Below are 14,714 nucleotides of genomic sequence, written 5' to 3' on the forward strand. Positions count from 1 at the left end.
CGAAATGACAAGATCGACGGTAGTTGCTGCGGATTTAGAAAGGAAAAACTATTAACTATTTAAACCAAAAAGATATGAAATTTATTAACCCTTATTTGTTTGTCGTCACCACTTTGCTGTCTGTAAGTTGTACATCACAAAAAGAAACCGCTTCATTAAAAGAGGTTTATAAAAACGATTTCTACATCGGAGCTGCTTTAAGCGCAGATCAAATTGAAGAAAAAGATGCTAAAGCAGATTCGTTAATTCGAAAAGAATTTAATGCCATTACTGCAGAAAATATCATGAAATCGATGTACACGCATCCGCAAAAAGACCAATACGATTTTGCTTTATCGGATAAATTTGTGGCGTACGGCGAGAAAAATAAAATGTTTATTCACGGACATACGTTGATCTGGCACAGCCAATTAGCGCCCTGGATGGAGAAAATTGCAGACAGTACCGAAATGAAAACTTTTATGAAGGATCACATTACCACGATTGTTTCCAGATACAAAGGAAGAATCGATTCTTGGGATGTGGTGAATGAAGCTTTAAACGAAGATGGGACCTTAAGAAAATCGGTTTTTTTGAATACATTGGGCGAGAAATATCTGGTTGATGCTTTTAAACTGGCAGAAAAAGCCGATCCAAAAGTGGATTTGTATTATAACGATTATAATCTTGAAGATCCTGCAAAAAGGGCTGGAGCTATAGCTTTAATCAAAAAAATAAAAGCGGCGGGCGGAAAAATTGACGGAGTAGGAAGTCAGGGACATTGGAATTTAAATAGTCCATCATTAGAAGAAATTGAAAAAAGCATTTTAGAATATTCGGCTTTAGGAATCAAAGTTGCTTTTACAGAATTGGATATTACTGTTTTACCAAATCCGTGGGACTTAAAAGGAGCAGATGTAAATCAGAAATTTGAAGGAAATCCAAAAATGAATCGCTACCCTGAAAAACTCCCAGATTCAATTCAAAACAAATTGGCAGCACGTTACGCTTCGATTTTTAAATTATTTTTAAAACACAAAGACAAAATCAGCCGTGTTACTTTTTGGGGAGTTTACGATGGACAATCGTGGTTAAACGACTGGCCGATAAAAGGAAGAACGAATTATCCGCTTCCTTTTGATGCCGATTTCAAGCATAAAAAAGCATACGATAGTATTTTGAATTTAAAAAAGACTGAAGAATAATTAGTCAAATGCGTTTCCGATTGAAAGAATAGTAGCAATCGGTTGTTTTTAAAAATATTCTTGAAATAAAGTAAACTAAATTTGCGTAATATGTTTTTTTATCTAAATTTACACAACCGATTGTTTTAATTGTTTCAACGTTTTTTCTGCAAGGTTTTAGAAACTTTGCAGATATATGATAAGCATTATAAAAACAATTTAAAATCTGGAAGGTTTCGAAAACCTTGCTAGACAACTAACTAACCACAAACCACAAAATGAATAACATTTCACAAAAATTATCCATCAAAGAGAAAATAGGATACAGCTTAGGAGACTTGGCCGCTAATCTGGTTTTTCAGACTTTGATGACGTATCTGGCTTATTTCTATACTGATATTTACGGATTATCGCCAACCGATTCTTCTATCATCATGTTGATTGTGGGTTTGATTGCGGCTTTTATTTTTAACCCTATTATTGGAGTTTTGGCAGACAGAACGAGTACGAAATGGGGAAAATTCAGACCTTGGATCTTAGCAACAGCAATTCCGCTTGGTGTAGTGGCACTTTTAGCCTTTTCTACTCCTGATTTTTCGTATAAAGGAAAAGTTATTTATGCCGTTGTAACGTACACTTTACTACTGCTTTTTTATGCTGCAAACAATCTGCCGTATTCTGCACTCAGTGGTGTCATTACGGGCGATATGGGTGAACGAAACAGTATGTCGTCGTATCGTTTTGTGGCGGTAATGTTTGCGCAATTCTTTGTTCAGGTTTTTATGCTTGGTATTATCAAAAGTGCTGGAAATGGTGATAAAGCGATCGGAATTGAAAAAGTGATGACCGCTTTGGCAATTATCGGAACTATTATGTTGATCATTACTTTTTTGACCACCAAAGAAAGAATTATTCCAAAACCAGAACAAAAATCAAGTATAAAAGAAGATTTGAGCGATTTGGTAAAAAACAGACCGTGGGTAATTATGCTTTCGCTGACAACTTTGGTTTTTGTGACTTTAGCCATGAAAGGCGGTTCGTATGTGTATTATTTTGAGAATTACGTCAACAAAGAGCAGCTGGCTGTTTTTATTGAGCCTATTTTGAATTTTCTATCCAATATTGGATTGAATCATTTTGGAAACGATCCTATTGCTGCAGGCTTCGGACTTTTTAATGCCGGCGGTATTATCTTTATGATTGTTGGGATTACGTTGTCTAAAAGTCTTGCGGACAAATATGGAAAGCGAAATGTTTTCGGAATATTTCTGTTTATTTCAACCTTATTTATTATCGCTTTTTACTTTTTTCCATCGACTTCTATTTCGCTTATATTTTTCTCTCAGATCCTGCACGGCTTTTTCTACGGAATCACAATCCCGATTCTTTGGGCGATGATTGCCGATGTTGCGGATTATTCAGAGTGGCTCAATAACCGTCGTGCGACTGCTATAATTTTTTCTGCCATGATGGTAGGTTTAAAAGCAGGTTTGAGTATTGGAGGCGCTGTAACGACTTTGGTTTTAGGTTCCTTTCATTACGTTGCCAATGCCGCTGTTCAGACAGCATCTGCAGTAAACGGAATCAAATTATTGGTGAGTATTTTTCCAGCAATTCCATTTTTGATTGGTGCGGGATTATTGTTTTTCTATAAAATCAATAAAGAAATGGAAGTTCAGATTGAAAAAGATTTAAGAGAAAGAAGAAATTAAAATTAATTAAAAAACATAAAAAAAGAGTATGCCTGAAGATAGTATTGAAAAAATTAATTTTGAGGAGATTAACGAAACGGCGATTTCAAAACCTTTAGTTTCTCATATTTACACCGCAGATCCGTCTGCGCATGTATTTAATGGTAAAATATATATTTATCCATCGCATGACATTGACGCCGGGATTCCGTTTAACGATAACGGAGATCATTTTGGGATGGAAGATTATCATGTGTTTTCTATGGAAAACATTTCATCCGAAGCTGTAGACAATGGAGTTGCATTGCATGTCGATGATGTGGCCTGGGCCGAAAAACAAATGTGGGCGCCGGATGCCGCTTGTAAAAACGGAAAATATTATCTGTACTTTCCAGCCAAACGTGCCAACGGAATTTTTCAGATTGGTGTTGCTGTAAGCGACTCTCCTGTAGGGCCTTTTGTTCCAGAAAAAGAAGCGATAAAAGGAAGTTACAGCATTGATCCTGCTGTTTTTGAAGACGAAGACGGCAGACATTATATTTATTTTGGAGGCATTTGGGGCGGACAACTGCAGAAATACCGAAATAATAAGTATGATGAAAATAATGAAGAGCCTTCTGGAAGTGAACCTGCTTTAGGTCCAATTGCAGCGAGACTTCGAGAGGATATGCTGGAGTTTGATGAAGAACCAAAAGAAATCAAAATTCTGGATGAAAACGGAGAAAACCTGCTGGCTGGCGATAACGACCGCCGCTTTTTTGAAGCTTCCTGGGTTCATAAATACAACGGAAAATATTATTTCTCTTATTCTACGGGAGATACGCATTTTATTTGTTACGCGATTGGCGACAATCCGTATGGGCCGTTTACATATCAGGGTAGAATTTTGAATCCGGTTGTGGGATGGACTTCGCATCATTCGATTTGTGAGGTTGAAGGCGAATGGTACTTATTTTACCATGATTCGAGTTTGTCAAAAGGGGTTACGCATCTGCGAAGTATGAAAGTAACCAAAATTGATTATCTCGAAGACGGTTCTATTATTACGATTGATCCGTATGGGATAAGAAGATTGTTTGATTAAAACTATATTTTATTAATAAAAAATGATGTGTCTTCTGAAAACCGTTTGCGTGAGGGATAGCAGTGGAAAGCCCACAGCCTGACGAAGGAAGTGCGAGGACTTGAAACGGATAGCCCGGCCCGCCTTTTTCGGCGGGACACGCCCAAATTGTTCCTAATTAAAAAATTAAAAAGGAGCTTGGGTTACTTATAAAATTGCAAATTGAAAAATTAACAATTTTAATGTGGAAAAGAATTTTTTGTAAAACATTTTTAGCTACTTTAGCATAACAGAACGGAACAGAACGGTATGCCAAAGGAAGAAGAAAAATTTGAGTTTATAATGAATCACGAAAGTGATATTCCGAAGTACCAGCAGCTGGTGGACGGAATTACGAACGCCATTGCAGAGAATATTCTGCAGAAGGGTGATTTACTGCCTTCTGTAAACGTGATCTGCAAAACGTATCAGCTTTCGAGAGATACGGTTTTTAAGGCGTATTCGATTTTGAAGGATCAGAATGTGATTGATTCTGTGCCGAATAAAGGGTATTATGTGGCGGGAGAAACTAGAAAAGTGCTTTTGGTCTTAGATACTTTTAAGGCATATAAAGAGGTTTTGTATCATTCTGTTGTCAATAATCTGCCGGATAATGTGATTACTGATGTACAATTTCATCATTATAATATTGATGTTTTTAAAACGATCATTAATAACGGAATCGGCAAGTATTATAAATATGTGGTAATGAATTTTGACCACAAGGAGATCGGTCCGGCTTTGTCGGCAATCTCGAATGATAAACTCCTGCTGATCGACTGGAATATTCAAGCGAAAAAGAGCAGTAATTATGTTTTTCAGGATTTTGGAAAAGCATTTTATGAGGCGCTGACAGCGGCAGTGGATTTGTTTAAAAAATATAAAAAGATAGAATTTCTATATCCGGATTTTACGAATCATCCGTGGGAAACGGTGGAGTTTTTTAAGAAGTTTTGTGCTGATTTTAGTTTTGAAAATGAAATTATTACAGATTCTAAAAAGTTTCAAATTGAAAAGGGAATCGCTTACATCAGTGTCAGCGACAGGATTTTGGGCGAATTTTTAGAACAATGCAAAGAAAAAGATTTTGAACCCGGAAAAGATGTTGGTTTTCTGTCTTATAACGAAACGCCAATGAAGAAATTTATTTACAAAGGAATTTCGGTTGTCTCAACTGATTTTAAGGAAATGGGAACCAAAGCAGCAGCATTTATAACGCACGATGAAGAAACGAAGTTTTACGTGCCAACCAAATTAATTTTAAGAGAATCATTATAAAGTTATGTATTATATAGGATATGATATTGGAAGTTCTTCTGTAAAAGCGGCAATCGTTGAGGCAGAAACGGGTAAGAAAGTAATTGTTTTGAACGAACCTCAAAACGAAATGGAAATTGTTTCGCTTCATCCCGATTGGGCAGAGCAGGATCCTGAAATGTGGTGGGAGTACATTTGTACGGCAACTAAAAGAGCTATTAAAGAATCGAATATTGATGCTTCTAAAATTCAGGGAGTTGGTATTTCGTATCAAATGCACGGATTGGTAATTGTTGATAAAGAAAAAAATGCACTTCGCAATTCGATTATCTGGTGCGACAGCCGCGCGGTAGAAATTGGAAATAAGGCTTTTGCCGAAATTGGAGAGCAAAAATGCATGGAACATTTATTGAATTCGCCTGGAAATTTTACAGCTTCTAAGCTAAAATGGGTAAAGGAAAATGAGCCTGAGATCTACAATAAAATCTATAAATACATGCTTCCTGGAGATTATATCGCCTTGAAATTGACGGGTGAGGTAACGACAACCAAAAATGGTTTGTCTGAAGGAATGCTTTGGGATTATAAAGAAAATAAAGCAGCCGACTGGCTTTTGGAATATTACGGAATCGATACTTCGCTGACGCCGACCATTGTAGAAAATTTTTCGAATCAAGGGGTTATTAACGAAAAAGGAGCTCAGGAATCGGGACTTCCGGTGGGGATTCCGGTTGTTTACAGAGCGGGAGATCAGCCTAATAATGCTTTGGCTTTAAATGTTTTACATCCGGGAGAAGTGGCGGCTACAGGCGGAACTTCTGGTGTGTTTTATGCCGTAAGCGATGTTACTTCTGGAAAAAGCACCCGAGTAAACAATTTCGTTCATGTTAATTACGAATTGGAAACGCCAAGAGTTGGTAAACTATTGAATATTAATGGAGCAGGAATTCAGTACAGATGGCTTCGTAATAATATGGGGAACGAAAGTTATGAAGCGATGAACGAGAAAGCTTCAAATATTGAAATTGGTTCAGAAGGTGTTGTGGTAATTCCGTTTGGGAATGGTGCAGAGCGTATGTTCAACAACAAAAACATCGGAACTCATTTTCTAAATTTAAACCTAAACATTCATAACAGTGCGCATTTATTCAGGGCTTCTCTAGAAGGAATTGCATTTTCGTTTGTGTACGGAATGGAATGCCTTAAAGATGATAATGCAGTAATTAATGTAATCAGAGCAGGAAATGATAATTTGTTTCGCTCAGAAATTTTCTCCAATACCGTAGCAACTTTAATCGGTTACGAAATTGAAATTTACAATACAACTGGTGCTGTTGGTGCAGCAAGAGCAGTGGGTTTAAAAGACGGTGATTATGATAAGTTTAGTTCTGGAATTACGACTAACGATCATGTAATGACGTTTTTACCACTAAAAAATAAAGAAGAATACCAGAAAGCATACCAGAAATGGAAACAAGAATTGGAATTAATATTAACAAATAAATAAAAAAACGAGATGATAGTTTTAGGAGATAAAGAATACTACAAAGGTATCGGACAAATTAAATTTGAAGGAAAAGAATCTGACAATCCGTTAGCATTTAAATATTATAATCCAGACCAGATTGTGGCTGGAAAAACAATGCGTGAGCACTTTAAATTTGCGATCGCTTACTGGCATACATTCTGCGGACAAGGAAGCGACCCATTTGGGCCAGGAACTCAAAATTTTGCTTGGGATGCATCATCAGATCCGTATCAGGCTGCAAAAGATAAGGCAGATGCAGCTTTTGAATTCATCAGCAAAATGGGATTCGATTACTTCTGTTTCCACGATTACGATTTGATTGCTGAAGGAGCTACTTTTGCAGAATCAGAAAAACGTCTGGCATTCATTACAGATTACTTAAAACAAAAGAAAGCAGACTCTGGAATTAAATTGCTTTGGGGAACTTCAAACTGTTTCTCAAACCCAAGATTTATGAACGGTGCAGCTACAAATCCAGATTTTAATGTAGTGGCAAGAGCAGGTGGACAAGTAAAATTAGCGCTTGACGCAACGATCGCTTTAGGCGGTGAAAATTACGTGTTCTGGGGCGGTAGAGAAGGGTATATGTCTTTACTAAACACAGATATGGGTAGAGAATTAGACCATATGGCGCAATTCTTAGCAATGTCTAGAGACTACGCAAGAGCACAAGGTTTTAAAGGAACTTTCTTTATCGAACCAAAACCAATGGAACCTTCTAAACACCAATACGATTTTGACTCTGCAACAGCAATTGGTTTCTTAAAACAATATGGTTTAGATAAAGATTTCAAAATCAATATCGAAGTAAACCACGCTACATTGGCACAACACACTTTCCAACACGAACTAGAAGTGGCTGCAAAAGCTGGAATGTTAGGAAGCATCGATGCCAACAGAGGAGATTACCAAAACGGCTGGGATACAGACCAGTTCCCAAATAACATTCAGGAAACGACTGAAGCAATGTTGGTTTTCTTAAAAGCTGGCGGCTTACAAGGCGGCGGTGTTAACTTTGATGCTAAAATCAGAAGAAACTCAACGGACTTAGAAGATGTTTTCTTAGCGCATATTGGCGGTGCTGATACTTTTGCAAGAGCATTATTGACTGCAGATAAAATCATCACTTCTTCTCCTTACGAAAAATTAAGAACTGAAAGATACAGCTCTTTTGATTCTGGAAAAGGAAAAGATTTTGCTGACGGAAAATTAAGCTTGAAAGATCTTTATACTATCGCACACGAAAACGGAGAATTAAACCTTCAAAGCGGTAAACAAGAATTGTTTGAAAACATCATCAATCAATATATTTAATTGGTAAGATAATAGAACCTTACTAAACCCGACAGCTTTTTTAAATCTGTCGGGTTTCTTTTGAAAATTATTTAGTGAGACAAAATTTCTAAAAATTATTTCAATTTTAATATGATAGCTTAAGAACGTTAAAATGATTTTTAGATAAAAATTGAAAAATGTGTATTAAGATTATGCCTTGTTCCAATATTGAAATTTGATAAAAATAGATTGAAGGTTTAGTTACTGTTTTTTGATAATTAAAAAAAGGAATAAGTCAGTTTGATAAAATAATAAGTGAGTATTTTTTATTGAAGGTTTTTTGAAGAGCAGAATCAATCTAAGATGCACATTTTTCACTCGCTAAAATTTAGAAGCGCTTCAGTATACTGTTAGCTTGTTTATACAAGAGATATACACAATCTTGTCATTTCGACGAAGGAGAAATCTTCGTAAGAAACTCGACAAAGACTGATTTTCAGTGCGGAGCTACTTGTGTAGATTTGCTTCGCCTATTCGCATCGCTCGAGTCTCCTTTGTCGAAATTGACAAACTGTAAGGTTTATAATCGACGATAAATCACTTTTCGAAAGTAACTAATCAAACTCAAAACTTATGAAATTTTTTATTGACACTGCAAATCTAGAAGACATTACAGAAGCACAGTCTATGGGTGTTTTAGACGGCGTAACCACAAATCCGTCGTTAATGGCCAAAGAAGGCATTACCGGAAAAGAGAATATTTTAAAGCACTATCTTGATATTTGTAACATTGTCGACGGCGATGTTTCTGCAGAGGTAATTTCAACCGATTTTGACGGAATGATCAGAGAAGGCGAGGAGCTTGCTGCATTGCATCCGCAGATTGTGGTAAAACTTCCTATGATTGCAGATGGTGTAAAAGCGTGTAAATATTTTTCTTCTAAAGGCATCAAAACCAATGTAACTCTAGTATTTTCTGCTGGTCAGGCGTTATTAGCGGCAAAAGCCGGCGCGACTTATGTTTCTCCTTTTCTAGGACGCTTAGATGATGTTTCGACTGATGGAATGCACCTTATAGAGGAGATAAGATTGATTTACGATAATTACGATTATCAAACTCAGATATTGTCTGCTTCGGTGAGGCATACCATGCATATTGTAAATTGTGCCAAAGCAGGTTCTGATGTAATGACAGGGCCATTATCGGCAATCAAAGGATTATTGAAACATCCGTTAACCGATATTGGTTTAAAGCAGTTTGTAGAAGACGCTAAAAAGATGAATTTGTAATTTATAAAGACATCCTTTTTTAATAGATTAAACTCCCTTCAGGTCTTTTGAAGGGAGTTTTTTTATAAAATAAAAGCAACCGATTGTTTGTAAAACTGCTTTTGTAAGAATTGTATTGTTTTGAATTAAAATGTTGATTTTCAGTACAAATATTGTAAAAGTCCTTATTTTACGGGCATTGCCAAAGAAGCCGTTTGAGATCTTCTTTCTGTTCTAACTACAACGTTTTAGTGATTTTTGTAAAAAAGCAAAAATTTAGGCTTTTATATTTTTTTTAAGATTTCAGATCAAACTATTTATTATCTCTAACGTTTTCGCTGTTATTAAATGGCTTTTTGAGGATTATTTAATATTTTATAATTATAAATAAAAAATATGTTTTTTTAAATGATATTTTTTTTGAATTTAGGAAAAAATATTAACGCAACCGATTGTGTATTGTTGTTTTTTACATATATTTGTTTTGACTATAACTTGTTCTTAATTCGATTTTTATCCCATTTAAGGCAGTTGAAATAGTCTAAAAGAAAAACTAACTGAACCATACTATTAACTAATTAAACCAATTATTTATGACTCACTTTTTAATTGCTAAAAGCAGATCAAAATACTTTAAGAATTTGGGATATCTGATCCTGATGCTGGTATTTTCTGCTGCGGTAAATGCTCAAAATACTGTTACGGGAGTAGTTTCCGATAATAGTGGTCCCATACCAGGAGTAAATATTGTTGTAAAAGGAACAAACATTACCACGGTTTCTAATTTTGACGGAACGTATACTATAAAATCGGTACCGGCAAACGGTACGCTGGTTTTTAGTTTTATAGGTTATAAAGTTAAAGAAGCAGCCGTTGGAGGAAAAACTACAATTGATGCAGTTTTAGAAGAAGACATCAGCAGTTTAAAAGAAGTGGTTGTCGTGGGATACGGCACCATGAAAAGAGGCGATTTAACAGGAGCTGTTTCTACCATTAGCAGTAGTGCAGTAACACAATCTGTTGCTACAACAATCGATCAAGTGCTGCAAGGACGTGCTGCAGGGGTGCAGATCCAGCAAAACAGCGGTACGCCGGGAGGAAGTTCTTCGGTGCGTATTCGCGGTATCAGTTCAATCACAGGTTCAAACGAGCCGATTTATGTGGTAGACGGTGTAATTATTGACGGAAATTCGGGTTCGTTAAACTCAAATCCGCTTGCTGGTATAAATCCGGCGGATGTAGCTTCTATTGATGTTTTAAAAGATGCATCGGCGACAGCCATCTACGGATCAAGAGCGGCAAATGGTGTGATTATGATTACCACAAAAACGGGTAAAAAAGGAGATTTAATATTAAATTTTGACAGCTATGTAGGCTGGCAGACCATTCCGAAGGAATTACAAATGCTTAATCTTAGGGAATATGGAACATTAAAAAACACCCGTGCAGATTTAGGTATCGTACAAAGAGACAATACTTTTATCAGACCCGATTTATTGGGCGAAGGAACCAATTGGCAGGACGAATTATTTCAAACGGCCATGATGCAGAGTTATAATTTATCGGCTTCTGGCGGTTCAGACAATACAACTTATGCCTTAGGAATTGGTTATTTTGATCAGGAAGGTATCGCAATTGGCTCTTCTTTTGATCGTTTAAATCTTAGAGGGGTAATCGATTCTCAGGTTAAAAAATTCTTGAAAGTAGGAGTGAATGTAGCTTTAAACAAAACCAATCAGGTTACTACTATTACAGACGATGCCTTGATCCTTACAGCCTTAAAACAAACACCCAATGTAGCAGTGCGTAATGCTGACGGTACGTTTGACGGGCCGGATACTACAGAATTTGTACAGAACAATCCGCTTGGTCTGGCTTTAATGAAAGACAATCATAATACCAATTACGGAATTAGAGCAAATGCTTATGCCGAAATCAGTTTTACAAAAGATTTAAAATTTAAAACACAATATTCTATCGATTACGGATTTGGAAATAGCTACACTTTTAATCCTTCTTATACTTTTGGAGCTATTGTAAATGATGTGAGAGAAGGCACCAGAACAAAATCGACCAGCGATAACTGGATTTGGAATAATTTGCTAACGTACAACAAAGCATTTGGAAAACACTCTGTTAATGTAATGCTGGGTCAGGAATTTCAAGAACAAAACTGGGAAAATCTTTACGGCTACCGCTCTGGATATTTGACCAATGGCGCTACAGATTTAAATGCTGGTGATCCTACAACGGCAAGAAATTCAAATGCAAGTTCAACCCGAGCTTTGAGTTCTTATTTTGGAAGAGTACAATATGCATTTGACGACCGCTATTTATTGACAGGAACTTTAAGAAGAGACGGTTCTTCTCAGTTTGCTGAAGGCAATAAATGGGATTGGTTTCCGTCTGCAGCTTTAGGATGGAAGATTTCTAACGAAAGTTTCTTAAAAGACAATAATACGATTAATAACCTGAAACTGCGTTTAGGCTGGGGAGTTGTCGGAAACTCTACGGTTCCAAACAATGCTTATACTTCTGTTTACGGTACTTCTGCAACCAATTGGGGAAGCGGCCAGATTGCAACCAATACAGCAAACCCAGATTTAAAATGGGAAAAAACAAATTCTAGTAACATCGGTTTAGATCTTGGTCTTTTTGAAAATAGAATCGAACTTACAGCTGATGTTTACAACAAGAAAACAGACGATTTATTATTGAGATTATCACTTCCTGCCTATGTAGGAACAACAGGACAGGGTTCTACAGCACCGCCGTATGCCAATATCGGTTCGCTGGAAAACAAGGGTATTGAATTTAGTTTGAATACTTTAAACATGCAGCGAGACAACTTTACCTGGAGAACCAACATTACTTTTTCTATGAACAGAACCAAAGTATTAAAACTTAATACAGAATCTGGAGTTTACGACCAAACTTTACAGCAGGGTTCTGACGTAACAGTGGTTACCCGTACAGCAGTAGGCCAGCCGATCGGGCAGTTTTATGGTTACAAAGTAATTGGACGTTTTGAGAAAGCAACTGATTTTTATTATAAAGACGCAAGCGGTACGGTAAAACCAACGGCACTGCCAGAAGGTATGGTGATTGGAGAAAATGGAGTATGGATTGGAGATTATATGTTTGAAGATGTTAACAAAGACGGCGTAATCAATGAGAAAGATGCAGGTTACATCGGAAACCCAAATCCAGATTTTACTTTTGGAGTTAATAATTCATTCTCATTTCTAGGTTTTGATGTGAGCGTATTGTTAACAGGATCTTACGGAAATGACGTTTTAAACTATCAAAGACGCTGGTTAGAAAATCCGCGTGAGAATACCAATTTGTTTAAATCAGCTTTAGGATATGCACAATTAGAATTGATCGATCCAAGCGGACCAAACGATTATCGCAATGTGCAAATTGTAGGCGGAGATCCATACATGCCTAGAATCGGAGCATCGTCAGCATCTTCTGCTTCCAATTATCGTTTAAGCAACCGATTTGTAGAAGACGGGTCTTACGTAAGAATCAAAAACATTTCTATTGGTTATAATCTGCCAAAGAGTTTGTATTCTAAGTACGGAATCTCTAACATCAAAGTCTACTCGAACATGCAGAATGTTTTGACTTTTACCAAATATAAAGGATACGACCCAGAGGTAGGTTCGATCAACCAAAACCTGCTTTTGTCTGGTATTGATAATGGTCGTTATCCTTCGCCGATCACAACAACTCTTGGATTAACTGTTAATTTCTAAAAACGGCACAATGAAAACAAAGAAAATAGTATACACGGCTTTAATGATTGCGCTGCCATTTATCTGGACAAGCTGCAGCGACATTCTAGACGTTGAACCAAATGATGTAATTACAAAAGAAAATTTCTATAAAACCGAATCTGATTTTCAGGCGGCCACAGGGCCATTATACAATAAAGTTTGGTTTGATTTTAATGATAAATTTTACTACGGACTAGGCGACGGGCGCGCTGCAAATATGTATGCTCCCTTCTCAGACTATGTTTATCCGTTTACCGATTTGACTGAAACGGGTTTAACAGGGCCTTTAGTCTCTGCTTGGGGATCTTTCTATAATGTGATTCAACAGTCCAATAACGTCATTATCGGAATCTCAGAAAGTACTACCGTAAGCGGTGCTATTAAAAATAAATACATTGCCGAAGCCCGTTTTATGAGAGGAACTGCGTATTGGTATCTGGCTTCTTTATGGGGCGATGTGATTATCTCTACAGACCCGAGAGAGCTGGTAAAAAATCCTATTGTAAACAAAAATCCGTTAAAAGATGTTTACGAATTTGCGATGCGCGATTTAGAGTTTGCGGCTAAATATCTTCCAGAAACAGCTGGTCAAGCCGGACGTTTAACAAAGTACAGCGCATTCGGAATGTTGTCTCGCGTATACCTTTCCTATTCAGGAATCAGTGATAATCCGAACAGCGGTACTAGAAATCAGGAATATTTAGACTTAGCCAAAAAAGCAGCAGAAAAAGTAATTAATTCTGGAACCTACAGTTTAATGACCAATTATGCCGATTTGTTTATGATTGATAATAACAACAATTCAGAGTCTATGTTTGCACTGCAATGGGTTCCAAACGGAGATTTTGGAGTAAACAACACCCAACAGGCCTACTTTGCTTTAAACTCTGAAATTACAGGCGATGATGCTGCTTGGGGATATTGGACAAGAGCGTCTTATAATGTTCTGCAGGAATACGAGTCAAAAGATCTGCGTAGAAAAGCAACCTGGATGGCAGACGATGATCATTATGCCGAAATCAACAAAGCAAACGGCGGTTATACTGTAGACCACACCAAAGATTTCTTAACGGTAAAAAAAGGCGTTGTAGGTTCTACAAAAGACAATTCTAAAATCACGCGTATGAACTCTGCTTTAAATACCTATATGCTCCGTTTGGGCGAAGTGTATTTAAATTACGCCGAAGCGGCTTTAGGGAACAATGCTTCAACCGCAGACGCTATGGCTGTTTCTGGAGTAAATAAACTTCGCGTGCGCGCTGGTTTAGACCCAAAAGCGACCCTTACCTATGCAGATATCATTCACGAAAGAAGAGTAGAACTTTGTATGGAAGGGCAATATTGGTACGATCTCGTAAGAAGAGCCTATTACAAACAACAAGAGGTGATTAATTATGTTACAGGACAAAACCGCGGTACCATAACACCAATTTTGTACGATACAGCAACCAATACCGTAAGTGTTGACGCTTCAAAAAGTACCAGCGCTCGTGCCATTGGTGTCATAGATGCGACCATTTTTGTATTGCCTTATCCAGAGTCAGAATTAATTCAGAATCCGTTATTGAGAGAGAACGCGGTTCCGTATCAATTTACAGAAGAAAGAATCAAAGATTTATTCTAGCATTACCAAAAAACAATTTAAAA

General features: G+C 37.0%; 9 protein-coding genes. All 9 read left to right on the forward strand.

Annotation, left to right across the window (positions count from 1 at the left end; all coding sequences use genetic code 11):
* The first annotated feature begins 74 nt into the window (after window positions 1-74).
* Window positions 75-1,184: an endo-1,4-beta-xylanase gene (locus tag C4F50_RS00065; protein ID WP_193844389.1), complete on the forward strand. Its 1,110-nt coding sequence runs from the start codon at window positions 75-77 to the stop codon at window positions 1,182-1,184.
* Between the two features lie 257 nt (window positions 1,185-1,441).
* On the forward strand, window positions 1,442-2,875 hold the full coding sequence (locus C4F50_RS00070) for an MFS transporter (protein ID WP_193844391.1): 1,434 nt from the start codon (window positions 1,442-1,444) through the stop codon (window positions 2,873-2,875).
* Window positions 2,876-2,903: 28 nt separating this feature from the next.
* A complete protein-coding gene (locus C4F50_RS00075) occupies window positions 2,904-3,938 on the forward strand; it encodes a glycoside hydrolase family 43 protein (protein WP_193844393.1) in 1,035 nt (344 codons plus the stop codon).
* 288 nt (window positions 3,939-4,226) lie between these two features.
* Window positions 4,227-5,234, forward strand: a complete 1,008-nt coding sequence (locus C4F50_RS00080; RefSeq protein ID WP_193844395.1) for a GntR family transcriptional regulator — start codon at window positions 4,227-4,229, stop codon at window positions 5,232-5,234.
* A gap of 4 nt (window positions 5,235-5,238) precedes the next feature.
* On the forward strand, window positions 5,239-6,720 hold the full coding sequence (locus C4F50_RS00085) for a xylulokinase (RefSeq protein WP_193844397.1): 1,482 nt from the start codon (window positions 5,239-5,241) through the stop codon (window positions 6,718-6,720).
* 9 nt (window positions 6,721-6,729) lie between these two features.
* Complete coding sequence (gene xylA / locus C4F50_RS00090; protein WP_193844398.1) at window positions 6,730-8,055, forward strand: xylose isomerase; 1,326 nt, start codon at window positions 6,730-6,732, stop codon at window positions 8,053-8,055.
* A 594-nt stretch (window positions 8,056-8,649) separates the two neighbouring features.
* Window positions 8,650-9,306 carry a fructose-6-phosphate aldolase gene (gene fsa / locus C4F50_RS00095; RefSeq protein WP_193844400.1) on the forward strand — a complete coding sequence of 219 codons (657 nt, stop codon included), beginning with the start codon at window positions 8,650-8,652 and terminating at the stop codon, window positions 9,304-9,306.
* 572 nt (window positions 9,307-9,878) lie between these two features.
* On the forward strand, window positions 9,879-13,046 hold the full coding sequence (locus C4F50_RS00100; RefSeq protein ID WP_193844401.1) for a SusC/RagA family TonB-linked outer membrane protein: 3,168 nt from the start codon (window positions 9,879-9,881) through the stop codon (window positions 13,044-13,046).
* A gap of 10 nt (window positions 13,047-13,056) precedes the next feature.
* Complete coding sequence (locus tag C4F50_RS00105; RefSeq protein WP_193844403.1) at window positions 13,057-14,691, forward strand: RagB/SusD family nutrient uptake outer membrane protein; 1,635 nt, start codon at window positions 13,057-13,059, stop codon at window positions 14,689-14,691.
* Window positions 14,692-14,714: the final 23 nt, after the last annotated feature.

Source organism: Flavobacterium hungaricum (assembly GCF_015182285.1).
Classification (GTDB): domain Bacteria; phylum Bacteroidota; class Bacteroidia; order Flavobacteriales; family Flavobacteriaceae; genus Flavobacterium; species Flavobacterium hungaricum.

Bases quoted from the DNA above. Each gene is read 5' to 3' on its own strand.
- C4F50_RS00065 (WP_193844389.1), top strand. From the start codon at position 75: ATGAAATTTATTAACCCTTATTTGTTTGTCGTCACCACTTTGCTGTCT.
- C4F50_RS00070 (WP_193844391.1), top strand. From the start codon at position 1,442: ATGAATAACATTTCACAAAAATTATCCATCAAAGAGAAAATAGGATAC.
- C4F50_RS00075 (WP_193844393.1), top strand. From the start codon at position 2,904: ATGCCTGAAGATAGTATTGAAAAAATTAATTTTGAGGAGATTAACGAA.
- C4F50_RS00080 (WP_193844395.1), top strand. From the start codon at position 4,227: ATGCCAAAGGAAGAAGAAAAATTTGAGTTTATAATGAATCACGAAAGT.
- C4F50_RS00085 (WP_193844397.1), top strand. From the start codon at position 5,239: ATGTATTATATAGGATATGATATTGGAAGTTCTTCTGTAAAAGCGGCA.
- xylA (WP_193844398.1), top strand. From the start codon at position 6,730: ATGATAGTTTTAGGAGATAAAGAATACTACAAAGGTATCGGACAAATT.
- fsa (WP_193844400.1), top strand. From the start codon at position 8,650: ATGAAATTTTTTATTGACACTGCAAATCTAGAAGACATTACAGAAGCA.
- C4F50_RS00100 (WP_193844401.1), top strand. From the start codon at position 9,879: ATGACTCACTTTTTAATTGCTAAAAGCAGATCAAAATACTTTAAGAAT.
- C4F50_RS00105 (WP_193844403.1), top strand. From the start codon at position 13,057: ATGAAAACAAAGAAAATAGTATACACGGCTTTAATGATTGCGCTGCCA.